We start from the raw sequence: 22,151 nt of genomic DNA on the forward strand, positions 1-22,151 counted from the left end.
GCCACGCTAGCCGCCCCGGCTCGGCGCGGTGCGGGCGCGAGCCATGATCTCGTCGATCACCCCGGTCTTGGCGTCGGCGTAGTGCTGGATGTACTTCCAGGTGCCCGCGGCCAGCTCACGCTTCGTCCTGGCGTACAGGTCCCGGTCGGCCGGGTGGCGGCGCAGGTGGTCGCGGAAGGTCAGCAGTCGGGCGATCTCCCCGCTGTCCGGTGAGTACACGTGCACGTTCACGTCGGTGTCCTGGCCCTTGAAGGCCCGGTGCCGCTCCCAGTCCGGCTCCCGGATCACCAACCGGTACCCGGCCCGTTCCAGCGCGGGGACGTAGCCGTCCTCGTCGGCGGAGTCGGGCACCACCAGCAGGATGTCGACGATCGGCTTGGCGCACAGGCCGGGCACCGAGGTGGAGCCGACGTGCTCCAGCAGCACCACCCGGTCGCCCAGCGCGCGGCGCAGGCGCGCGGCCTCCCGCTCGTACCGCCGGGGCCACTCCGGGTCGTAGTCGGCAAGGGTGACGGTGGAGTTCAGCGGTGGCGGCCCGTCGACCCAGATGGCCTCGAGGTCGGCGTCGGTGTAGTCGGCCCGGTGCGGCTTGGGCATGCGGTCGGCTCCTTCCGGACGGCAGTCGACCAACGTAACCCTGATCACCGGACGGCGGCAACGGCGCCGGAGCCGCCCGGCGCCAGGTCGACGCCGTGACCGGCAAACACAGCGACGTGGGCGGCCAACACGGCGACGTGGGCGGCCAACACGGCGACGTGGGTAGCGAACACGGCAACGTGGGTGGCGAACACGCCGGTGGGCGGGTGTCAGGTCAGGGGGAGCGGGAGGATGTCGCCGGTGGCGGCACGGAGCGCGTCGCGCATGGCCTCCCGGGGGGCCGGCCGGCCGGTGAACAGCTCCACCTGGCCGAACGCCTGGTGCAGCAGCATGTCCAGCCCGGTGGCCAGCCGGCCGCCGCGGGCGTCGACGGCCTCGGCCAGTGGGGTGGGCCACGGGTGGTACACCACGTCGAGCAGGCACCGCGCCCCGGCGAGGTGGTCGACGTGCGGGCCCAGCGCCCCGGCCGGCACCGTGCTCACCACCACCGGTGCCGCGGCCAGCTCGGTGAAGTCCACATCGGACCAGCGGGACACGGTGACGGCCAGCCCGGCCCTCCGGGCGGCCGCCGCGGTCCGCTCCGCCCTGGCCGGCTCGCGCACCACCAGCCGCGCCCCGGTCAGGCCCAGCTCGGCGAAGGCCACCACCACGGCCGCGGCCGTGCCACCCGCCCCGAGCACCACACCGGTGCCCGCGCCGCCGGTGAGGCTCCCGGCCGCGCGCAGCGCCCCGGTGACCCCGTCGACGTCGGTGCAGTCCGCCAGCCACCCGCCGTCCGCGCGGACCAGGGTGTTGGCCGCGCCGACCGCCGCCGCCCGCGCCGTGGCACTGGTGGCGAGGTCCAGGGCCGCCCGCTTGCCCGGCATGGTCACCGACAACCCGACCCACTCCGGGCCGAGCCCCGCGACCAGCTCGGGCAGCCCGGCCTCGTCCACCTCGATTCGCTCGTAGGTCCAACCGGACATCCCCAGCGCCCGGTAGGCCGCCTCGTGCAGCACCGGGGACAGCGAGTGCGCGACCGGCTTGCCGAGCACGGCGGCCCGGCAGCCCCCCGTGCCACTCGGGTCAGTAGGCACCCCGGGCCTGCGCTTCCCGCCGGTTCTGGTTGTGCTCCTCGTTGGTCACCGCGAAGCAGGACAGGCCGTTCTTCTCGCACTTCACGAAGAACAGCCACTCACCCTCCGCCGGATCCAGCGCCGCGGTCACGGCCTCCTTGCTCGGCGCGGCGATCGGCGTCGGTGGCAGGCCGGTGTTCTGGTAGGTGTTGTACGCCCCGGCCCGCGCCCGGTCCTCCGCGCTGGTCCGCACGGTCGGCCGGTCGAGCGCGTAGTTGATGGTGGAGTCCATCTCGAGCCGCATGCCCTCGGCGAGCCGGTTGTGGATCACCCTGGACACCTTGGCGAAGTCCTGCTTGACCGCCTCCCGCTCGATGATCGACGCGATGACCAGGATCTCGTAGGGCGTCTTCCCGGTCCCCTCGGCCCGGTCCGGCAGCCCGGTGGCCCGCAGCCGCTGCGCCGATTCGGTCAGCACACCGGTCAGCAGCTCCGGCGCGGTGGAGCCGGGCCGCACGTCGTACACGCCCGGCACGACCAGCCCCTCGATGGCGCGGGCGCCCTCCGCCTCCGCCGCCGGCTGGGCGGCCCACTCGGGTACGCCGAGCGCGGTGAGGTCGGCGCTCTCCGCGGCCGCGCGCAGCTCCTCCGGCGGCACACACGTGCTGGTGCCGTTGAGGTCGGCGCACGACGCGGTCGAGATGAGGCTCAGCACGCCGGGGGTGACGCTGCCGTCCGGTTGGGTGATGTCGTCGAGCTGGGTGCCGCCGCGGATCTCCAGCCGGCCGACCCGGGACCCCGGGGTCACCATGCGGTCCGCCGCGTTCGCGCCGGACATCCTCGTCTTGAGCATGTAGTAGCCGGGCTGGATGGCCCGCACCCTGCTGTCGTCCTCGCTGGCCTCGACGAACGCCTTCGCGCTCGCCACGACGTCGGCCGCGCGCAGCTTCTCCGCGATGGCGTTGGTGGTGTCACCTTCCTCGACCCGCACCAACACGTCGCGCTCGCCCGCGCCCTCGTAGTCCGCGTAACCGAAGCCCAGCAGCTCCCGCGCGCCGAACCACGCCGCGCCGGCCAGCAGCACGATCACCCCGACCGCGGCGACCCAGCCGAGCACCCGCCGGCCCCGGCGCCGCGGCCGCTCCTCCGCGACGTCCTCGTCGTCGAGATCGGCGAGGTCGTCGAGCTCGTCGCGGTCGCCGGGACGGTCCTCGTCGTCGTCGAAGAGGTCGCCCTCGTGCTCGTCGACGTAGTCGTCGGGCGCGTCCGGGTGCCGCGGCTCGGCGAACCGGTCGTGGTCGAGGTGCAACACCTCGGTCGGCCGCTCGTCCGGTGGCGGGCCCACCGGGGGCCGGGGCCGGCGGGGCATGGGCCGCGGCGCGGGCGGCTGACCGGGGCCGCCCAGGAGGTCGCCCTGCTGACGCTGGTAGCCGCCCGGCCCCGCGCCCGGCATCGGTCGCCGCGGTGGCCGCGCGGGAGCGGGGCCGGGCGGCTGCTCCGGCGCGGGCACCGGCCGCTGCGGCGGGCCCGGCCGGCGGCGACGCCCACCCGGGCCGTCGGAGCCGTCGGGACCACCGTGTCGCGGACCACCGTGCCGGCCGTTCATGCGCCCTCCCCCGCCGTACCGCGAGCGTCGAGCCAACCCTGCAGGATCTCCACCGCCGCGGCCTGGTCCACGACGGCCCGCTGCCGGCGACCCTTCACGCCGCGCTGGGACAGCATCCGCGCCGCGCTGACCGTGCTGAGCCGCTCGTCGGCCAGCCGGACGGGCACCGGCGCGATCCGCCTGGCGAGCCGGTCGGCGTAGTCCACCGCGATCTCGGCGGCCGCGCCGTGCCGGTCGGCCAGTGTCCTCGGCAGCCCCACGATCACCTCCACCACCTCGTGCTCGGCGACGAGACGGGCGAGCTGGTCGACGTCGGTGTCGGTGTCCGCATCACGGGACAGGGTAACGAGCGGGCTGGCGAGGAACGGTGCGGGATCACTCAGCGCCACCCCGACCCGGACCGACCCGACGTCCACGCCGAGCCGGCGGCCCGGGCCGGGGTCCGTCACACCCGGCCGATCGGGGCGCGGCGAGCTCACCCGCGCGCCACCGCGTCCCGCAGCAGCGTGATCGCCCGGTCGACCCCGGCCGGCTCGCCGCCGCCGCCCTGCGCCATGTCCGGCTTGCCGCCGCCACGGCCGCCGACGGCCTCGGCGAAGGCGGGCACCAGCTTGCCCGCGGCGAAGCCCCTGTCCCGCGCGGCGGCCGTGGTGGCGACGACGAAGCTGACCTTGCCCTCGCCGGTGGTGAACAACGCGACGACCCCCGGCCGCGACCCGAGCCGGTTGCGCACCTCGCCGGCCAGCGCCCGCAGCGCGCCGGCGTCCACGCCGTCGGCGACCCGCTCGGCGACCAGCGCGACGCCCGCGACGTCGGTCGCCTTGCCGGCGAGCGTGCCGGCCGAGCCGAGCACCTGCCGGACCCGCAGCTGCTCGATCTCCTTCTCCGCGTTGCGCAGCCGGGTGATCAGCTCCTCGATCCGGGCCGGCACCTGGTCGGCGGGCACCTTCAGGGTGCCGGCCAGCTGGGACACCAGCAGGTGCTCCTTGCGCACGTGGCGCAGCGCGTCGTCGCCGACCAGCGCCTCGACGCGGTGCACCCCGGAGCCGATGGAGGCGTCGTTGACCAGCTTCACCAGGCCGAGCTGGCCGATCCGCTCGACGTGGGTGCCACCGCACAGCTCCCGCGAGTAGTCGCCCATGTCGACCACCCGCACCTCGTTGCCGTACTTCTCACCGAACAGCGCGACCGCGCCCAGCTCCAGCGCCTTGTCCTTGCTGGTGACGTAGGCCTGCACCGGCACGTCGGTGCGCAGGTAGTCGTTGACCTCCTCCTCGACCTCGGTGAGCACGTCCGTGCCCACCCCACCGGGTGCGGTGAAGTCGAACCGCATCCGGCCCGGCGAGTTCAGCGAGCCGGCCTGCGCCGCGCGGTTGCCGTAGGCGCCGCGCACGGCCGCGTGCACGAGGTGGGTGGCCGAGTGCGAGCGGGCGATCGAGGCGCGCCGCTCGCCGTCGACCGCGCCGGTCACCTCGGTGTCCAGGCCGAGCTCGCCGGCGACCACCTCGACCCGGTGCACGAACAGCCCGGGCACGGCCCGCTGCACGTCCAGCACCTTCAGCTCCACGCCGGAGCCGACCAGCACCCCGGTGTCGGCGATCTGCCCACCGCCCTCGGCGTAAAACGGGGTCCGGTCGAGGATCACCTCGGCGGTGCCGCCCTCGGCGACGCTGCGCACCGGCCGGCCGTCCACCAGCATCCCGACGACCTTCGCGGTGGCCTGCAGGTCGGTGTAGCCGAGGAAGCGGGTCTCGCCGTGCTCGTCGAGCAGCCGGCGGTACACCGAGAGGTCGCCGTGGCCGCTCTTGCGAGTCGCCGCGTCGGCCTTGGCCCGCCGCCGCTGCTCGGCCATGAGGGTGCGGAAGCCCTCCTCGTCCACCGCGAGGCCCTGCTCGGCGGCCATCTCCAGGGTCAGGTCGATCGGGAACCCGTAGGTGTCGTGCAGCTGGAACGCCTTGTCCCCGGCGAGGATCTCGCCGCCGGAGCGCCTGGTCTCGGCCGCGGCGAGGTCGAAGATCCGCGAGCCCGCGGTGAGGGTGGCCAGGAACGCCTCCTCCTCGATCCGCATGACCTCGGCGATCCGATCGAAGTCGCGGACCAGCTCCGGGTAGGACGGGCCCATCGCGTCACGCACCACGGCGGCGAACTCGGGCAGCACGGGCTCGTGCACGCCGAGCAGCCGCACCGAGCGAACGATGCGGCGGAGCAGGCGACGGAGCACGTAGCCGCGGGCCTCGTTGCCGGGGGTGACGCCGTCCCCGATCAACATGACGCCGGACCGAGCGTGGTCGGCGATGACCCGGAAGCGGACGTCGTCGGCGTGGTCGGCGCCGTACCGGCGGCCGGAGAACTCCTCGGCCTTCGCGATCACCGGGCGGACGAGATCGGTCTCGTAGACGTTCTCCACGCCCTGCAGCAGGTAGGCGACCCGCTCGATGCCCATCCCGGTGTCGATGTTCTTCTTCGGCAGCTCACCGAGCACCGGGTGGCCCTGCTTGGGACTGCCCTCGCCCCGCACGTCCTGCATGAACACGAGGTTCCAGATCTCCAGGTAGCGGTCCTCGTCCACCGCGGGGCCGCCCTCGCGGCCGTACTCCGGGCCGCGGTCGTAGTAGATCTCCGAGCACGGCCCTCCGGGGCCGGGCACGCCCATGTCCCAGTAGTTGTCCTCGGCGCCGCGGTACTGGATCCGCTCGGACGGAATGCCGGTGACCTTCCGCCACAGCGCCGCCGCCTCGGCGTCGTCCTCGTAGACGGTGGCCCACAACCGGTCCGGGTCGAAGCCGTAGCCGCCCTCGTCCTGGGAGGAGGTGATGAGCTCCCAGGCGAGCTCGATCGCGCCCTCCTTGAAGTAGTCGCCGAACGAGAAGTTGCCGGCCATCTGGAAGAACGTGTTGTGCCGGGTGGTCTTGCCGACCTCGTCGATGTCGCCGGTGCGAACGCACTTCTGCACGCTGGTCGCCCGCGGGTACGGCGGCGGCACCTCACCCAGGAAGTAGGGCTTGAACTGCACCATGCCCGCGTTGACGAACAGCAGGTTCGGGTCCTCGAGGATGAGCGAGGCGCTGGGCACCTTCGTGTGCCCGTTCCGCTCGAAGTGCGTGAGGAACCGGCTGGCGATCTCGTGTGTCTCCACTGCAATGTCCTTGCGGCTCTGCGGCTCGGCGCGCGGCGACGAGCCGGGGTCGAGGGGTGGCTGCGGCGGCGGAGGGGACCCGCGAGCCGGCCGGCGGTGGCGGCGCGCGTCAGCCCTCCGCCCGGCTAGCTCGCCGGGCACGGGGCGCCGGCGCCGCGTGCCTGCCGGCGCCGGGCCGGGCCGGCAGCCCGGCGCGCTGCTCCACCATCTCGTTCAGCTCCCGCTCTCGTTCGGACATCCCGGCGCGGATGTCCGCGCCGAAGGCTCCGACGGCGCCCGCGAGCTCGCGGACGGCGTCGCCCAGGTTCGAGGCTAACCCCGCCGGCGTCGCCTGACGAGCGGCCTGGCCGGCCTTGCGCGACAGGGTGACCCCGGCGGCGACACCGACGCCGAGCCAGAACAGGCGCCTCATCGCCGCGCCCCCTTCCGCCGGGCGTGCCGGCCGGCCTCGATCGTCCTGGCCCTGCGCCGGGCGCGGATGGCCTTGGTGATCCCGTAGGACAGGGCCGCGGTCTTCACCAGCGGGCCGCCGAGGGTGGCGGTGAACACCGAGGAGAGCGCGGAGACGTTGCCGGTGACCGCCTGCGCGTTGGCGGTGATGCCGTCCACCCGCTGCAGCTGGGTGTTGACGTGCGTGATGGTGTCGTTGGCGCCGTGCAGCAGCGGGTCGGTGTTCTCGTGCGCCCTGCGGATGGCGATGGTCGCCTCGTCCAGCGTCCGGCCGAGCTTGATCAGCGGGATCGCCAGCAACAGCACCAGCAGCACGAACGCGCCTGCGGCGATCAGCGCGGCGATCTGCCCTGCCGACACGTGCCCTCCTCGAGAGTTCGACGACGGTGACGTTGGTCGAATCGCCGGTCAGGCTACCGCGTGCCGCCGGCCACGGACGGGCGGCCCACCGTCACCCGTCGCGCAGGGTGCGGCGCAGCCGCGGCACCCGCTCGGCGAGGGTGCGCTCGGCGCCCCGCTGCGTGGGGTGGTAGTAGTCGCGGCCGACGAGCTCGTCCGGCGGGTACTGCTGGGCGAGCACGCCCTCCGGCACGTCGTGCGGGTACCGGTAGCCCTGTGCGTTGCCCAGCCGGGCCGCGCCGGCGTAGTGGCCGTCCCGCAGGTGCGGTGGCACGGTGCCGATACGGCCGGCGCGCACGTCGGCCAGCGCCGCGTCGATGCCGGCGATGACCGCGTTCGACTTGGGGGCGGTGGCCAGGTGGACGGTGGCCTGGGCCAGCGCGAGCCGGCCCTCGGGCATGCCGATGAACTGCACGGCGTGCGCGGCCGTGACCGCCGCCTGCAGCGCGGTGGGGTCGGCCATGCCGATGTCCTCGCTGGCGTGCACGACCAGCCGGCGGGCGAGGAACCGCGGGTCCTCCCCCGCCTCGATCATCCTGGCGAGGTAGTGCAGCGCGGCGTCGACATCGGAGCCGCGGATCGACTTGATGAACGCGCTGATGACGTCGTAGTGCTGGTCGCCGTCGCGGTCGTAGCGCACCGCCGCCTTGTCCACTGTGGACTCTACGGTGGTGAGGTCGATGGTGTCGCCGCCCTTCGCCGCGGCGGCGTCGGCGGCGGCCTCCAGCGCGGTGAGCGCGCGGCGGGCGTCGCCGCCGGCCAGCCGCACCACGTGGTCCTCGGCGTCCTCGGCCAGAATGAACCGGCCGGCGAGGCCGCGCTCGTCGGCGGCGGCGCGACGAACGAGGCCACGGACGTCGTCGTCGGTGAGCGGGTGCAGCTGCAGCACCAGCGACCGGGACAACAGCGGGGACACCACGGAGAACGACGGGTTCTCCGTGGTGGCGGCGACGAGCAGGACCGTGCGGTCCTCCACCGCGCCGAGCAGGGCGTCCTGCTGGGTTCTGGAGAAGCGGTGCACCTCGTCGATGAACAGGACCGTGTCCTCGGCCTGGTAGGCGCGGCGGCGGCGGGCCTCCTCGATGACGCCGCGCACCTCCTTCACCCCGGCCGACAGCGCGGACAGTGCGACGAACCGGCGGCCGGTGGCGGTGGAGACCAGGTTGGCCAAGGTGGTCTTGCCGGTGCCGGGCGGTCCGTAGAGCAGCACCGACGCCGGCGCGGCGCCCTCGACCAGCCGGCGCAGCGGCGCGCCGGGGCCGAGCAGGTGCCGCTGGCCGACGACCTCGTCCAGGGAGCGGGGGCGCATCCGCACGGCCAGCGGCGCGTGCGGGTCCACCCGAGAGGGTTCCCGGGGACCGGGACCGGGCCCCGCCGGTGGTTCGGGCGGCCGGGTCAGGTCCGAGTTCACCGTGAACAGCTCGTCTTGCGCCACACCGTCGACGGTAGCCGCACCCGGTGACACCCGGGCGACAGCGGGCCGGCTCCGTCCTGCGGAGTCCCGTGGAGCCCGAGACCACGTCGCGGAAGACTGGGGCGCGTGGGGAGCCGTGCGCACCCGGTGAGCGCGGGCCCGTACCGCTCCCGAGGAACCCGGAGGGGGCGGACCACCTCGCCCGACCCATCTACGACAGCCCGAGCCCGACTCATCCGCGTAGCCGAATTCGTGCCGCGGCCCCAGCGCGCCCCCCACCCTTGCCCTTGGGGGCCGGGCCCCGGATCCATCTTACCGCTGGTCGGCGCACGGGAAGGGCGTTTCGGGAAGCTGTGGACAACTGCGGGGGTCCACGCCGCGCCAACGGGTGCCTCGTGCCCACGATCCCTCTTCTGGGGTATGGAACGCCGCGGCCGCACGGCGGCTCTGGCGCAGCGTTCTGGTACCGCGGATCGCGCCGCACGGGGGCTCTCCCACGAGGGGTCACGGCGACGTGGACCCGCGTTCGACAGGCCGTGGCCGCACCCGACGGCCTCACCGGCTGGTTGGGCGACACACGGGCGGTGGACCGACACAGCGCCACCAGCGGGCGCCGTCTCCCGCCAACAGGCGATGCCGCTCCCAGCCGTCCACCTGCTCAGCGGCCGCGCGCGCTCCGGCATCCACGGTGTGCTGCCGCCGCCGGGGCGCCCGCCGCGGGCGCCCCATGGAGCCGTCCGGTCCACCGTCCGGCCGCGCGCAGCCGCCGTCGCCACCGCGTCCACTGTGAGCCTCCCAGCCCCGAGTCTGGTCGAGCCGGTGGGCTACGTCGTCGGCGTCGTCAGCGTCGTCAGCGTCGTCAGCGTCGTCGGCGTCGTCGGCGTCGTCGGCGATCCGCCCTCGCCCGGCATCGCGCCCGAGGCGTTCTCCACGGAGGGCACGCGCCGGGGCCGCGGCCGGGTGGCCCCCACGTCCAGCGCGGAGCGGAGCAGGATCCCCGCCGCGTAGGGCACCAGGTCACGGCCGCGCCGCCACAGCCACGGGACGCCCTTGGCCACCAGCCACGCCACGTGGTCGAGCGCACCGCCGGGCGCCCCGCCGGACAGCTCCAGCCCGACCGGCGCCGGTACCGCGAACCCGGCCTCCGCCAGCAGCCCGGTGAACCCCCGCGCCAGCAGCCGGTGCCCCAACTCGGACGGGTGCAACCGGTCGACGCTCCACGCGCCCAGGTCGTAGGCGCCGGGCACCGCGACCACGTCCAGGCACGGCACACCCCGGCGCGCCGCCACCGCGTCGACGGCACCGTTGAGCGCGTCGATCCGCGCGCGCAGCGCCCGGTGCAGCGGGCCGGGCAGGCGGAACACCCTGCCGTGGTCGTGGTAGCGCACCGGCACCACCACCGCGCCGGCGGTGAGCAGCCGGGTGACCACCTCGTCCAGGTCGGCGGCGACGGCGGCGGGGTCGAAGTCCGAGCGCAGCGTGTCGTTCATCCCGGCGACCACCAGCGCCACGTCCGGCCGGTGGGCCAGCGCGGCGGGCAGCTGGGTCTCACGTACGCAGCGCATCCGGGCCCCGGTGAAGGCGCAGTTCAGGTAGCCCGCCGGGGGGACTCCGATGGCGCCGGCCACCAGGGGGCCCACGCCGCGCCAGCCGCCACCGGGCAACGGGTCGCCGAGCCCGACGGCGGTGGAGTCGCCGAGCACCGCCAGCCGGCGGGCCCGGCGGAGCGTGGTCGGAGGGTCGGTCGGGGGGTCGGTCGGGGGGTCGAGGAACGGGGTGACGTCGTCGTGTACCACGGTCACGGCTCGACCCTGGCGGACCCGGACTCACCGGCGATGAGCCGCCAGTTACGGAGCGCGGACGGCTCGGCGAACCCTCGGTGCTCCGGCGTTGGTGCTCCGGCGTTGGTGCTCCGGCGTCGGTGCTCGGCAGCGAAGGATGGCGGAGCATCGCCGGGCCCGGGCACGGCGGACTCCGCGGCACGGCCCTCCACCGACCGGTGCGGCCAGCTCCGCCGGGCCCGTACCGGACTCGAGACCGAACCGGCCGTCAGCGGAACGCCGGGTAGAGCGCGAGCTCCAGGCCAGGGCCGAACCGGGCGTCCAACGCCGCCGCGACTCGCTCGGCGTGCTCAACCAGCGCGCCGGCACCGGACTGGGCCGCGTGCCGGGCCAGGCCGCGCCACCAGTCGACCAGCGCGGCCGGGCGGCTGGTCGGGCCGGCCGCCGCGTCGGCGGGCACCTTGGGCAGCAGGTCCCACGTCGCGGTCCAGACCAGCAGCAGCTGGGTGTCCAGCAGGTACCCGGTGAGGGCCTCGTCGTCGGCCAGCGCCGGCCAGATGCCGGACACCTCGGCCCGCCACGCGGCGATCATCGCCTCGCTCATCCCCGGCGGCAGGGCCAGCGCGTCGGGGCTGGACACGAACGGCACCCGCAGGTGCGCGGCGTCCACCAGCGCGTTGCGCACCCGGCCGCGCTCGAAGTCGAGGAACCGGACCCCGTCCGGGGTGACCAGGTTGTTGTCCGGCCACAGATCCACCGGGCTGAACGCCCGGTAGCACGCCGACCGGGCGTGCTCGGCGGCCCGTTCCGCGGCGGCCCGGACCGGGGCGGACGTCGGCACGCCGAGCGTGGTCTCCAGCATGGCCGGCACCTCGGTGCTCACCGCGAGCCACGGCGCACTGTCCGGGCCGGGCCGGCCGCCGAGCCGGCGGAGCAGGGCGTTGAAGTCAGCCTCCCGGCCCGCGGTGCTGGCGTGCAGGTTGCCCAGCGACCGCGACCACGACAGCAGCGCGGTCTCGGCCGCCCTGGCGTCGCCGGCGTAGAGCTTGTCGCGCAGTGTCGGCGCCCGCCCCAGGTCATCGATCACCAGTACCCGGCGGTCGCCGCCGTGCGCCAGCAACTCGGGGCACATCCGTTCCTCGGCGGGCAGCGCGGTGAACAGCTGGTAGCTGACCGCCTCCCGGGCGAACGGGTCTCGGTCACCGGAGATCGGCGAGCCCGGGTAGTGCTTGATCACCAGCGTCCGCGGCAGGTCGAACGGCGACGAGGCGACCCTGGCCCGGACGACCGTGGCCGGCCCGCTGCCGGCGAGGTCCTCCGGGTCGACCAGGGTGATCGCGCTGCCGAACCGGTGCGCCAGCACCGCCTCCGCGGCGGCCAGCGCGGCCTCGATCCGGAGTAGCTCTGCTCCCGCTCCGACGGTCGAATCGTCGGCAGAGGAGGTTTCCACTGACATCGGTACAGACCCTACTAGTCGGCGAGCACGCGGCACACCGCGATCTCGGTGACGTTTGCTCGGAGATGTCCGTGATACCGGGAAATCCGGCATCCGCGAACAAGGACGTGTGATGCGGGAGACTCGTTGGCCGCCGTCCGGGTGACCGGAGGAGCCGGTCGCCTGTGCGGGCGGTGATCAGGCGGGCGGGGTCACGAACCGCGGGGCGCCGGCTTGGCGTCGACGCCGGCCTCCCGGCGCTGCTCGGCCGTGATCGGTGCGGGTGCCCCGGTGAGCGGGTCGTACCCGCCGCCGGTCTTCGGGAACGCGATCACGTCGCGCAACGAGTCCGCGCCGGCCAGCAACATGACGATGCGGTCCCAGCCGAACGCGATGCCGCCGTGCGGCGGCGGGCCGAACTGGAAGGCGTCGAGCAGGAAGCCGAACTTCTCCTGGGCCTCCTCCGCGGACAGACCCATCACCTCGAACACCCGCCGCTGCACGTCGGCCCGGTGGATACGGATGGAGCCGCCGCCGATCTCGTTGCCGTTGCAGACCAGGTCGTAGGCGTAGGCCAGGGCATTGGCCGGGTCGGTCTCGAACTTGTCGATCCACTCCGGGGTGGGCGAGGTGAACGCGTGGTGCAGCGCCGTCCACGTGCCAGAGCCCACCGCGACGTCGTCGGTCTCGTCCGCGGGCTCGAACATCGGGAAGTCCACCACCCAGACGAACGACCAGGCGCCCTCGTCGATGAGCCCGAGCCGGTGGCCGATCTCCAACCGCGCGGCGCCGAGCAGCGCGCGGGCCGCCGCCGGCTTGTCGGCGGCGAAGAACACGCAGTCGCCCGGCTTCGCGCCCACCGCCTCGGCGAGGCCGGCCCGCTCGTGCTCGGCGAGGTTCTTCGCGACCGGGCCGCCGAGGCTGCCGTCGGCGTTGACCAGCACGTACGCCAGGCCCTTGGCGCCGCGCTGCTTGGCCCAGTCCTGCCACGCGTCAAGCTGCCGGCGGGGCTGGTCGGCGCCACCGGCCATCACGACCGCGCCGACGTAGGGCGCCTGGAACACCCGGAACGGGGTGTCGGCGAAGAACTCGGTGAGCTCGGTGATCTCCAGGTCGAACCGCAGGTCCGGCTTGTCGGTGCCGTACCGGGCCATCGCCTCGGCGTAGCTGATCCGCCGGATCGGCCGGGTGATCTCGTGGCCGACCAGCCGCCACAACGCGGACACCACGTCCTCGCCCAGCGCGATGACGTCGTCCTGGTCGACGAAGCTCATCTCGATGTCCAGCTGAGTGAACTCCGGCTGCCGGTCGGCCCGGAAGTCCTCGTCCCGGTAGCAGCGGGCGATCTGGAAGTACCGCTCCAGCCCGCCGACCATCAGTAGCTGCTTGAACAGCTGCGGCGACTGCGGCAGCGCGTACCAGCATCCCGGCCGCAGCCGGGCCGGGACCAGGAAGTCCCGCGCACCCTCCGGCGTGGAGCGGGTCATGGTCGGCGTCTCCACCTCCACGAAGCCCTGCTCGTGCAGCACCTGCCGGGCCACCCGGTTGACCTCGCTGCGCAGCCGCATGGCGGCGGCCGGGCCGCTGCGGCGCAGGTCCAGGTAGCGGTACTTGAGCCGGACCTCCTCGCCGACGTCGACCCGGTCGTCGATCGGGAAGGGCAACGCCGCGGACTCGGCGAGCACCTCGAGCCCGGTGGCGAGCACCTCGATCGCGCCGGTGGGCAGCTCCGGGTTCTCGTTGCCCCCCGGGCGCACCGCGACCTCCCCGGTGACCCGGACGCAGAACTCGCCGCGCAGGTGGTGGGCGCGCTCGGCCATCTCGCCCTCGCGGAACACCACCTGCGCGACCCCGCTGGCGTCCCGAAGATCGATGAAGATGACCCCGCCGTGATCGCGCCGCCGCGCCACCCATCCGGCGAGGGTGACGGTCTGGCCAGCGTGCTCGGCACGCAGCGTGCCGGCGTCGTGGGTGCGAAGCACTGGGGTCGCTCTCCTCGTTCGGGTACTCGGGGCCACGGCAGGGCACAGGGGGCGATCGCGGCCGACCGCCGGCCGCGGCCATGCCGACGGTCAAGGCTAACGAACCGGCCATGGGGCACCGCCACCAGGTTTCCCGGCGTCACCGAGCAACGACAGCTGGTCCCCGCCGCGGTCCCGGCCCGGCTCGGGGACGGCACCGCGCGGCCATTCCCTCCGCTCCCCCGCGCCGTCGCGGGCCTGGCCGGACACCGTGTCGCGGGCCTCCCCCGGCGCGTGCCGGTCGAGCCCGTGGCGGCGCACCAGCGGGGCTACCCGGTCGGCCAGCCGTCGACGGTACTCGGCCGGGAGGTAGCTTCCCCGCGCGTACAGCCGCCGGTACCGCGGCACCAGCTCGGGATGCCGCCGGGCCAGCCACCGGCCGAACCACTCCCGCGCGCCCGGCCGCAGGTGCAGCGGCAGCACGGTGACGCCGGTGGCGCCGGCCGCGGCGATCTCGCCGAGCAGCGCGTCGAGCGCCTCCGTCGAGTCGGTGAGCTCCGGCAGCACCGGAGCGACGAACACCCCGCACGGCAGCCCGGCGTCACGGATCCGGCGCACCAGCTCCAGCCGCGCCCGCGGGCTCGGCGTGCCCGGCTCCAGGCCGCGCTGCAGGTCCCGGTCCAGCAGGGCCAGCGACACCCCGAGCCCGACCGGCACGTCCGCGCTCACCGCGCGCAGCAGCGACAGGTCCCGGCCCAGCACGGTCCCCTTGGTGAGGATCGAGAACGGAGTGCCCGAGCGGCCCAGCGCGGAGATGATGCCGGGCATCAACCGGTACCGGCCCTCCGCCCGCTGGTAGGGGTCGGTGTTGGTGCCCATCGCGACGTGCTCCCGGGGCCAGCTCGGTCGACGCAGTTGCGCGGCCAGCACCTCCGGGGCGTTCACCTTGACCACGACCTGGGTGTCGAAGTCGCGGCCCGCGTCGAAGTCGAGGTAGGTGTGCGTGTCGCGGGCGAAGCAGTTGTGGCTGACCACGCCGTTGGCGATGAAGTCGCCGGTGCCGGTGGTGATGTCGAACAGCGGCAGCTCCAGCCCCACCGGCTCGACCGAGGTCACACCGAGACCGCGGCCGGGGCTGACCGGCGCGCCGTCGAGCACCCGCTTCGCGGCGGCGGCCGGGCCGACCGAGTGGAAGAACCGCAGGTGCTCGTCGAGGCCGCCGAACACGGTCAGCGTCCACGACCCCGTGTCGGCACCGGCTCCCGTACCACCACTGGCACCACCGCTGACGCTGTGCCGGAAGCCGAACCGGCCCAGCGCGGCCCGCAGCAGCGCGACCATGCCGGGCTCGTCGCCGCCGAGCCGCAGCAACCCGTGCGCCCGCTGGCCGTCGGCGTCGAAGGCCCCGGCGAGGAACCCGCGGTGCCAGTCCGCCGACGGCTCGTCCGGCAGCCCGAACATCTCGGCGACGGCCGCGAAGCCCGCCGAGGCGCCGGGGGCCGGCGGCGGGCCGTCCAGGCCGGGCGGGTACACCGACTCGTCCGCCGGGATCCCGAACGCGGCCAGGTAGTGCCGGGCCCTGGCGAGGGCGTGCGGGTCGGTGACGCCGAGCCGGAACCGGTGCGCGCCGAGCCCGGCGTCGTCCCGGATCACCGCGCACAGGTACCCGGCCCGGTACTCGGCGTTGTCCGGCGGCGGCACGGCGAACGCACCGGTGCCGACCATGCGGTTGCGGGTGGTCAGGTGGGGCCGCTGGGAGGCGCCGAACCGGGTGCCGATGACGTGCTTCCAGCCGCGGTCGGTGAGGAACCGGTGGTCGGCGCTGGCCACCAGCCGGGTCCCGTCGGCCAGGGTCACCCGGTACGCCGGCTTGACGGTGGCCCAGTGGGCGAGCACCCGGGTGCGGACCAGCCGCCGCTGCACCCCTCGCCCGACCGTGCCGTAGATCTCGTCGCCGACCGTGAGCTCGGCCAGCGCGCGGTACGACCCGTCCGCCATGAGGATCGGCGTGTCCCCGGCCAGGCAGTAGGCGCAGGCGTGGGAGCAGCCTCGGTACGGGTTGACCGTCCACCGGAAGGGAACCCGCGCCGTCTCGGGCACCTTGTTGAGCACCGACTTCGCCCGCACCTCGTGGAAGGTCACCCCGGCGAACTCGGGCGACCGCACGGTGCGGACCAGGCCGGGCAGGGCGAGCGGCGCCTGCTCGCCCTCGCCCTCGACGGGGTCACCCGTCTGCCCGGCGCCCTCGACACCGGGGCCCTCCATCCGGGCCCTCTCCACACGTTGCCTGTCCCATCGCACACCGCCAGTCGAACACACGTTCGAACAGGTGTCAACCGCGTTCCGACGGGCCTGTGGACAACCGCGCCTGGTGAGCAGAAGGGCAGGTCAGGCGCCGGCGCGGCGGCCCGACACCGCGGTCAGCCAGGGCCGCAGGACCGGAAGGACGTGCTCGGCCCGCATGGCCCGGACGTGGTCCAGCCCGTCGAGCACCCGCACGTCCCAGCCGAGGTCGGCGAGCTCGGCACGGTGGCGCACGACGGGACCGGTGATGTCCACCGTCACCTCACCCCACCGCGGGCCGTACGGGATCTCGTCGACCGAGCCGACGAAGCAGAGCCGGGGGCAGCGGATCCGGCCCTGGGCGGACCGATCGTCGAAGCCTTGGAGCGCGCGGTACAGCGTGACGAACTGCCGGGTCTGCGCCGCCGACAGCGTCACCTCGGCCGCGTCCCAGTCGAACCCCTCGGCTCCCCCGGCGCCGGTCGACTCAGCGGGCTCCGGCTGGGCAGGTTCCGGCGCGGCCGATCCCGCCGGCCGTCCCCCGGACGTCGCGAGCTCGTGGGTGGCGGTGGTGACCCGCAGCATCGCCTCGTACGGCCCGTCCAGCGGTGGGAAGCCACCCATCGCCAGCGCGTCGAGCCGGTCGGTGCGCAGGGCCAGCTGCAGGCCGACCATCGCCAGCCACGAGTAGCCGTAGTACGTGAACCGGTCCGCGCCCGCCGCGTCGGCCACCGCGAGCAGGTCGGCGGCCACGGCGGCGGGCGTCAGGGTGTCCGGCTTGGGAGCGGCCATGACATGGCCCTCGTAGTCGAACGCGACCACCCGGACGGTGTCGCGCAGGCCGTCGACCAGTGCGGGTCCCAGCTCCGGATCGGCGCCGACCGCCCGCATGGACTCGGCCTGGGTGCCGGTCACCGGATGCGGGTTCACCGGGAGGAGCAGCGTGGGTCCGTGGCCGTGCACGTGCAGCTCGAGGACGCTTCCGTCGTGCAGGGTCACCTTGGGCGTGCGGACGCCTCTCTTTGCGCCATCAGAAGTCACGAAGAGCAGAATAACTTACGCCATAAAGAGATGGCCGTCGGGCCCTGCTCGGCCGGCATCGGGAGGGCCTGGTCACCCCGCGCTGGTCGCCGGGGCCCGCCCTGGCGAAGATGTCGCGGTGCCCCGCGACATCGCCGACGACGACACCGGCCCGATCCGGCGCGTGCCCGCCGAGTCGGCGCGTCGGCCGGCGCCCCCGCGGGACTCGCCTCCAACCCCGCCGCCCCGCGCGCCGCGGCGCCGACCCTCTGGCCAGCCACCCCGGGTGACCGACCCGGCCGAGCGGGCAGCCCACCGGTCGGGTCCGGCGGAGCGGGCCCGGCCCGCCGTGCCGCCCCCGGCCGGTGGTGGGACCCGGCGCCGCCGCGCCGAACCACCCAGTGCTCCTGAACCACCGAGCGCCCCCGAGCCACCCGAGCCACCCCGGCCGACCGAGGCGGCCACCGGACACGGGCACGGGCCGGTTCCGCCCGCGTCCCGGCGGGTGCGGCGGTTGCTCGCCGCCCTGCTGGCGCCGTTCGCGGCGGCGATGGTCGTCGGGGTGGTCGTGCTGTACCCCTGGGGCGCTCCCGAGCCCACCTCGGCCACCCCGTCGGGCACCCCGGTGCACGGCGTGGTCACCGGCGTCACCGCCGGGCCGTGCCTGTCCCCTGGCGGGGTGCGGGTCGGCGAGCCGGCACCGGGCACCGACGAGGCGTGCCGGCACGTCGAAGTCCGGCTGACCGACGGCGCCGCCCCCGGCACCACCCTCCGCAAGATCGTCCCGGTCGAGCCGAGCACCCCGCGGTTCACCGTGGGCGACGAGGTCGTCCTGTCCTACTTCGGCGCCGACCCCGCCAACCCGGACTCCTACCAGCTCAACGACTTCCAGCGCGGCCTCCCGCTCGCCGCGCTGGCCGTGCTGTTCGCGGCGGCGGTGCTCGCGCTCGGCCGGTGGCGCGGGCTGATGGCGCTCGTCGCGCTCGGGCTGAGTTTCGTGGTGCTGGTGCTCTTCGTCTTCCCGGCGATCCTGGCCGGCGAGAACCCGCTGCTGGTCGCCATCGCGGGCGCCGGCGTGATCATGTTCGTCGCGCTGTACTCGACGCACGGGCTGTCCGCGCGCACCTCGGTCGCCGTCCTCGGCACCATGGTCAGCCTCACGCTCATCGGCGGTATCTCCGCGCTCTTCTCCGCCACCGCGGCGCTCACCGGACTCGACGAGGACACCGCCACGCTGATCGCCGCCCTCGGCCACGGCGTCGACTCCCGCGGGCTGCTGCTCGCCGGCGTGGTCATCGGCGCGCTCGGCGTGCTCGACGACGTCACCGTCACCCAGGCCAGCGCCGTGTGGGAGCTGCGCAGGGCCAACCCGGCGCTGCGGTGGCGCGAGCTGTACGGCGCGGCGCTGCGGATCGGCCGCGACCACGTCGGCTCGGCGGTCAACACGCTGGTCATGGCCTACGCCGGCGCCGCACTGCCGGTGCTGCTGCTGGCCACGCTGTCCGGCGTCGGCCTGTCCACCGTGCTGACCTCGCAGGACATCGCGCAGGAGATCGTGCGGACGCTCGCCGGGAGCATCGGGATCATCGCCGCCGTGCCGATCACGACGCTGCTGGCCGCGCTCGTTGCCACCCGCGAGGAACCCGACGGCGCGCTCAGTCCAGCGTCGCCACGAACCGGCTGACCGCCTCCAGGGTGAACCGCTGGGCGAGCCGGCCGGACGGGGCCGCCGCGGCCAGCCGGTACAACGGCCGGTCGGCGGCGGCGTCGCCACGGGCCTCCGACCGCAGCTGCGCGATGAGCAGCTCGGCGAACACCATCCCGTTGGCCTCGACGTTGTTCGCCAGCGCGTCGGCGAGCCGGCGCAGCGCGAGGATGCCCAGCTCCCGGCCACCGGTGCCGGCGTAGATCGCCAGGTCGATCTTGACCGCCCTGCCGCGCTGCCCCGCGTCGAGCAGCAGCGCGACCGTGCGGGTGCCACGCACGTCGGTGATCAGCAGGTCGATCCGGCCGGCGGTGACGAGGTCGATCCGGCGGGTCCGCCAGGTGCGCACCACGACGGTCCTGCCCTCCAGCCACACCCGCCGGCGCAGGTTGAACAGCACCACGTACAGCAGCGGCAGCCCGACGACGGCCGCCGCGACCAGCCCGGCGACCCGACCGCCGAGCAGCCCGGCGATGCCGCCCGAGGCGGCGGCGAAGACCACCACGCCGATCAGCCCTGAGCAGCCGCGGCGGCGCCGGGCGACGGGATCGTCGTTGTGCAGCGGGAGGCGCTCCGGCTCGGCCGGCCCGCTGTCGTGCTCGCTCATGCCGCACCAGCGCCGGACGCGGCGCCCGTGCCGGCACGGGTCCCACACCGCCTGGGCGGACGATGGTCGGCCAGGAACGCGCCGGTCGGACACCCGACGACGAGCACGGCGTCCTCCTCGATTTTCGGGGCGGGACCGAAGTTTCTCCCCACCCTATCGGCCCCTGTACGGGGCTCTCACAGACTGGGGCCATAGACTGCCGCCACCCGGGCCGAGCGGGTGAGTCGAAGTGTCGAGTGGATTTCGGGAGGGGCACGTGGCGACCAACCAACAGCGCCGGGAAGCCGCCAAGCGCAAGCTCGAACGGCAGCTCGCCCGCCGGGCCGAGCGGGCGCGGCGGCGGCGGATCGTCGGGGTCGGCGTCACCGTCGGCGCCGTGGTGGTGGCCGCCGGGTTGATCATCGTGCTGGCCACCCGGGGCGGGGACGACGCCGCCGCGCAGGACCCGACCACGAGCGAGACGCCGCCGATCGACATTCCCACCGAGCGGGCGCCGATGCCGGTGCGACCCGAGCCGCTGGCCAACCCGGTGAGCTGCGAGTACCCGACCGAGGAGCCGGCGGCCAAGGAGGTGCGCCCGCCACAGGGCGGCGAGGTGCCCTCCATCGGCACCGTGGACGTCACCCTGCACAGCACCGCCGGCGACATCCCGCTGACCCTCGACCGCGCGCTGGCGCCGTGCACCGTGCACAGCTTCCTCAGCCTGGCCGAGCAGGGTTACTACACCGACAGCGAGTGCCACCGGCTCGGCACCGAGGGGTTGCAGATGCTGCAGTGCGGCGACCCGAAGGGCGATGGCTCCGGCGGTCCCGGATACACGGTCCCCGACGAGAACTTCCCCGAGCTGACCTACGGGCGCGGCCTCCTGGCGATGGCGAAGAAGCAGGCGCCGAACAGCGGTGGCGGTCAATTCTTCATGGTCTACGGCGAAGCCCAGCTGTCCCCGGACTACACGGTCTTCGGCAACATCGGCGACCCCGGGCTGGAGGTGCTCGACCGGGTGGCCCGGGACGGCATCGACCCGGCCCAGATGGGACCCGATGGCACCGGCAAGCCGAAGACGCCCCTGCGGTTCACCGGTGTCACCGTCGGCTGAGCCGTCGGCCGCGGTGGCCGGGTTCCCCGCCGAGCTCAACGGCCGGCCGGCCACCGCGGCGGAGCTGGCGGTGCTGGCCACGGTCAACTACGGCCACTTCACCGCGATGCAGGTGCGCGGTGAACGGGTCCGTGGGCTCGAGGCGCACCTGCGCCGGCTGGCCGCCGCCACCCGCACGCTGTTCGGGCACGCCCTCGACACCGGCCGGGTGCGGGACCACCTCCGACACGCGGTGGCCGGCGCGGGCGACGTCTCCGCCCGGGTGCACGTCTTCTCGCTGGAGTTGCCCCGCACCGGGCTGACCGCCCCGCTCGCCCCCGACGTGCTGGTGACGCTGCGCCCGCCGAGCGAGCCGGCGACCACCCCGGTGCGGCTGCGCTCGGTGCGCTACGCCCGCGAGCTGCCGGAGGTCAAGCACGTCGGCACGTTCGGGCTGTTCCACCACGCCCGCGCCGCCCGGCTCGCCGGGTTCGACGACGCGCTGTTCGTCACCGCCGACGGGCACGTGGCCGAGGCGTCGATCTCGAACGTCGTACTCGTCGACGGTGGCACGGTGGTGTTCCCGGACGCGCCGATGCTGGACGGCATCACCCAGCGGCTGCTGCGTCGCGGCCTGGCCCGGGTGGGGGTGCCGACCGTGACCCGACCGGTCCCGCTGGCCGAGGCCCGCGTGCCGCGTGCGGCGTTCCTGTGCAACTCGGCCTCACCGGCCGTCCCGGTCGCCGCGATCGACGGCGCGGAGCTCACCCTCGACCCCGCGCTCACCACACTGCTCACCGAGGCCTACGACACCACCCCCTGGGACGAGATCTGACGCTCAGCGGTGGGTGAAGCGGGGTGGGCGGCGCTCCAGGAACGCGGCGACGCCCTCGGCGTAGTCCTCGCCGTGCACCGCGGCCAGCCGGATCTCGGCCACCTCGTCGTCGGCGGCCCGGGCACCGGCCAGAACCTTCTCCACGATCCGGTTCATCCCGCGCACCGCCGCCTGCGAGCGCGCGCACAGCGTCCGAACGAGGTCCTCGGCCTCGCCGGGCAGGTCCTCGACCGGGAACACGTCGTTGACCAGACCGATCTCCCGAGCGCGGCGGGCGTCCAGCAGCCGCGCGGACAGCAGCAGGTACCGGGCGTGCGCCGGCCCGACCAGCGCCACCAACCGGCGGGTGGACTCGAAGTCGTAGACGATGCCCAGCTTGGCCGGGGTGATGCCGAAGCGGGCGTCGGTGGCGGCGAGCCGGAGGTCGCAGGCGACCGCGAGCTGGCAGCCACCGCCGATGCAGTTGCCGCGCACCACGGCGACGCTCGGCTTGCGCAAGCCGGCGAGCGCCCGCACGGCGGCCTCCACGGCGCGGTCGTAGGCGGCCGCACCGTTGGCGGACGAGCGCAGCGCGCGGAACTCGCCGATGTCCGCCCCGGCGGAGAAGTGCTCCCCCGCGCCGGTGACCACCAGCACCTTCAGGTCCCGGTCCCGCTCGACCTCGGCGACGACGTCCGGAATAGCGGACCACATCGCGGAGCTGACGGCGTTCATCTTTGCCGGCCGGCACAGCGTCAGCCGGCCCACCTCGCCGTCCCGGACGAACTCGAGCCCTTCGGTCATGGGCCCCCA

18 protein-coding genes are annotated in these 22,151 nt (G+C 74.6%); 3 read left to right on the forward strand and 15 right to left on the reverse strand.

Annotated elements, in window-relative coordinates:
* Window positions 1–6: 6 nt before the first annotated feature.
* The 13 genes from BM051_RS21960 to BM051_RS22020 all read right to left on the reverse strand — a co-directional run bounded on the left by BM051_RS21960 (window position 7) and on the right by BM051_RS22020 (window position 17,158).
* Window positions 7–597, reverse strand: coding sequence for a GrpB family protein (locus BM051_RS21960; protein ID WP_092533612.1), 591 nt, complete (start codon window positions 595–597; stop codon window positions 7–9).
* A 209-nt stretch (window positions 598–806) separates the two neighbouring features.
* On the reverse strand, window positions 807–1,631 hold the full coding sequence (locus BM051_RS21965) for a shikimate dehydrogenase (protein WP_092533615.1): 825 nt from the start codon (window positions 1,629–1,631) through the stop codon (window positions 807–809).
* Window positions 1,632–1,662: 31 nt separating this feature from the next.
* Window positions 1,663–3,258 carry an endolytic transglycosylase MltG gene (mltG, locus tag BM051_RS21970; protein ID WP_092533618.1) on the reverse strand — a complete coding sequence of 532 codons (1,596 nt, stop codon included), beginning with the start codon at window positions 3,256–3,258 and terminating at the stop codon, window positions 1,663–1,665.
* Window positions 3,255–3,737: a Holliday junction resolvase RuvX gene (ruvX, locus tag BM051_RS21975; protein ID WP_092533621.1), complete on the reverse strand. Its 483-nt coding sequence runs from the start codon at window positions 3,735–3,737 to the stop codon at window positions 3,255–3,257. Before ruvX ends, mltG begins: the two co-directional genes overlap by 4 nt.
* A complete protein-coding gene (alaS, locus tag BM051_RS21980; RefSeq protein WP_092533624.1) occupies window positions 3,734–6,394 on the reverse strand; it encodes an alanine--tRNA ligase in 2,661 nt (886 codons plus the stop codon). Before alaS ends, ruvX begins: the two co-directional genes overlap by 4 nt.
* A gap of 109 nt (window positions 6,395–6,503) precedes the next feature.
* Window positions 6,504–6,806, reverse strand: a complete 303-nt coding sequence (locus tag BM051_RS21985) for a hypothetical protein (protein ID WP_092533627.1) — start codon at window positions 6,804–6,806, stop codon at window positions 6,504–6,506.
* Window positions 6,803–7,204: a DUF948 domain-containing protein gene (locus BM051_RS21990; RefSeq protein WP_092533630.1), complete on the reverse strand. Its 402-nt coding sequence runs from the start codon at window positions 7,202–7,204 to the stop codon at window positions 6,803–6,805. The genes BM051_RS21985 and BM051_RS21990 overlap by 4 nt, the downstream gene beginning before the upstream one ends.
* Before the next feature lie 91 nt (window positions 7,205–7,295).
* Window positions 7,296–8,678, reverse strand: coding sequence for a replication-associated recombination protein A (locus tag BM051_RS21995; RefSeq protein ID WP_092533633.1), 1,383 nt, complete (start codon window positions 8,676–8,678; stop codon window positions 7,296–7,298).
* A gap of 803 nt (window positions 8,679–9,481) precedes the next feature.
* Window positions 9,482–10,459 (reverse strand): SGNH/GDSL hydrolase family protein, encoded by a 978-nt coding sequence (locus tag BM051_RS22000; RefSeq protein ID WP_092533636.1) that lies wholly within the window; start codon window positions 10,457–10,459, stop codon window positions 9,482–9,484.
* Between the two features lie 247 nt (window positions 10,460–10,706).
* Window positions 10,707–11,894 (reverse strand): phosphotransferase, encoded by a 1,188-nt coding sequence (locus BM051_RS22005; RefSeq protein ID WP_092533639.1) that lies wholly within the window; start codon window positions 11,892–11,894, stop codon window positions 10,707–10,709.
* A gap of 191 nt (window positions 11,895–12,085) precedes the next feature.
* Window positions 12,086–13,855, reverse strand: coding sequence for an aspartate--tRNA ligase (gene aspS, locus BM051_RS22010; protein WP_092533642.1), 1,770 nt, complete (start codon window positions 13,853–13,855; stop codon window positions 12,086–12,088).
* A 96-nt stretch (window positions 13,856–13,951) separates the two neighbouring features.
* Window positions 13,952–16,099: an intein-containing Rv2578c family radical SAM protein gene (locus tag BM051_RS22015; protein ID WP_092533645.1), complete on the reverse strand. Its 2,148-nt coding sequence runs from the start codon at window positions 16,097–16,099 to the stop codon at window positions 13,952–13,954.
* 123 nt (window positions 16,100–16,222) lie between these two features.
* A complete protein-coding gene (locus BM051_RS22020) occupies window positions 16,223–17,158 on the reverse strand; it encodes an alpha/beta hydrolase (protein ID WP_243859696.1) in 936 nt (311 codons plus the stop codon).
* Window positions 17,159–17,276: 118 nt separating this feature from the next.
* On the opposite strand from BM051_RS22020, the gene BM051_RS22025 reads away from it, so the two are divergent.
* Entirely contained in the window at window positions 17,277–18,821 is a 1,545-nt protein-coding gene (locus tag BM051_RS22025) for a YibE/F family protein (RefSeq protein ID WP_092533652.1), read from the forward strand.
* Here BM051_RS22025 and BM051_RS22030 read toward each other — a convergent pair.
* A complete protein-coding gene (locus BM051_RS22030; RefSeq protein ID WP_092533654.1) occupies window positions 18,793–19,449 on the reverse strand; it encodes a hypothetical protein in 657 nt (218 codons plus the stop codon). The two genes, BM051_RS22025 and BM051_RS22030, sit on opposite strands and share 29 nt — an antisense overlap.
* Before the next feature lie 256 nt (window positions 19,450–19,705).
* On the opposite strand from BM051_RS22030, the gene BM051_RS22035 reads away from it, so the two are divergent.
* Together BM051_RS22035 and BM051_RS22040 are read left to right on the forward strand one after the other, a co-directional pair.
* Window positions 19,706–20,545 carry a peptidylprolyl isomerase gene (locus tag BM051_RS22035; RefSeq protein ID WP_092533657.1) on the forward strand — a complete coding sequence of 280 codons (840 nt, stop codon included), beginning with the start codon at window positions 19,706–19,708 and terminating at the stop codon, window positions 20,543–20,545.
* The gene (locus BM051_RS22040; protein WP_243859697.1) at window positions 20,529–21,359 is read left to right on the forward strand and encodes an aminotransferase class IV; all 831 of its coding nucleotides are present in this window, start codon (window positions 20,529–20,531) and stop codon (window positions 21,357–21,359) included. The genes BM051_RS22035 and BM051_RS22040 overlap by 17 nt, the downstream gene beginning before the upstream one ends.
* Window positions 21,360–21,362: 3 nt before the next feature.
* Here BM051_RS22040 and BM051_RS22045 read toward each other — a convergent pair whose 3' ends face one another.
* Window positions 21,363–22,142, reverse strand: a complete 780-nt coding sequence (locus tag BM051_RS22045; RefSeq protein ID WP_092533663.1) for an enoyl-CoA hydratase/isomerase family protein — start codon at window positions 22,140–22,142, stop codon at window positions 21,363–21,365.
* Window positions 22,143–22,151: the final 9 nt, after the last annotated feature.

Origin of the sequence: Amycolatopsis arida (genome assembly GCF_900115565.1) — a bacterium.
Lineage (GTDB): Bacteria > Actinomycetota > Actinomycetes > Mycobacteriales > Pseudonocardiaceae > Yuhushiella > Yuhushiella arida.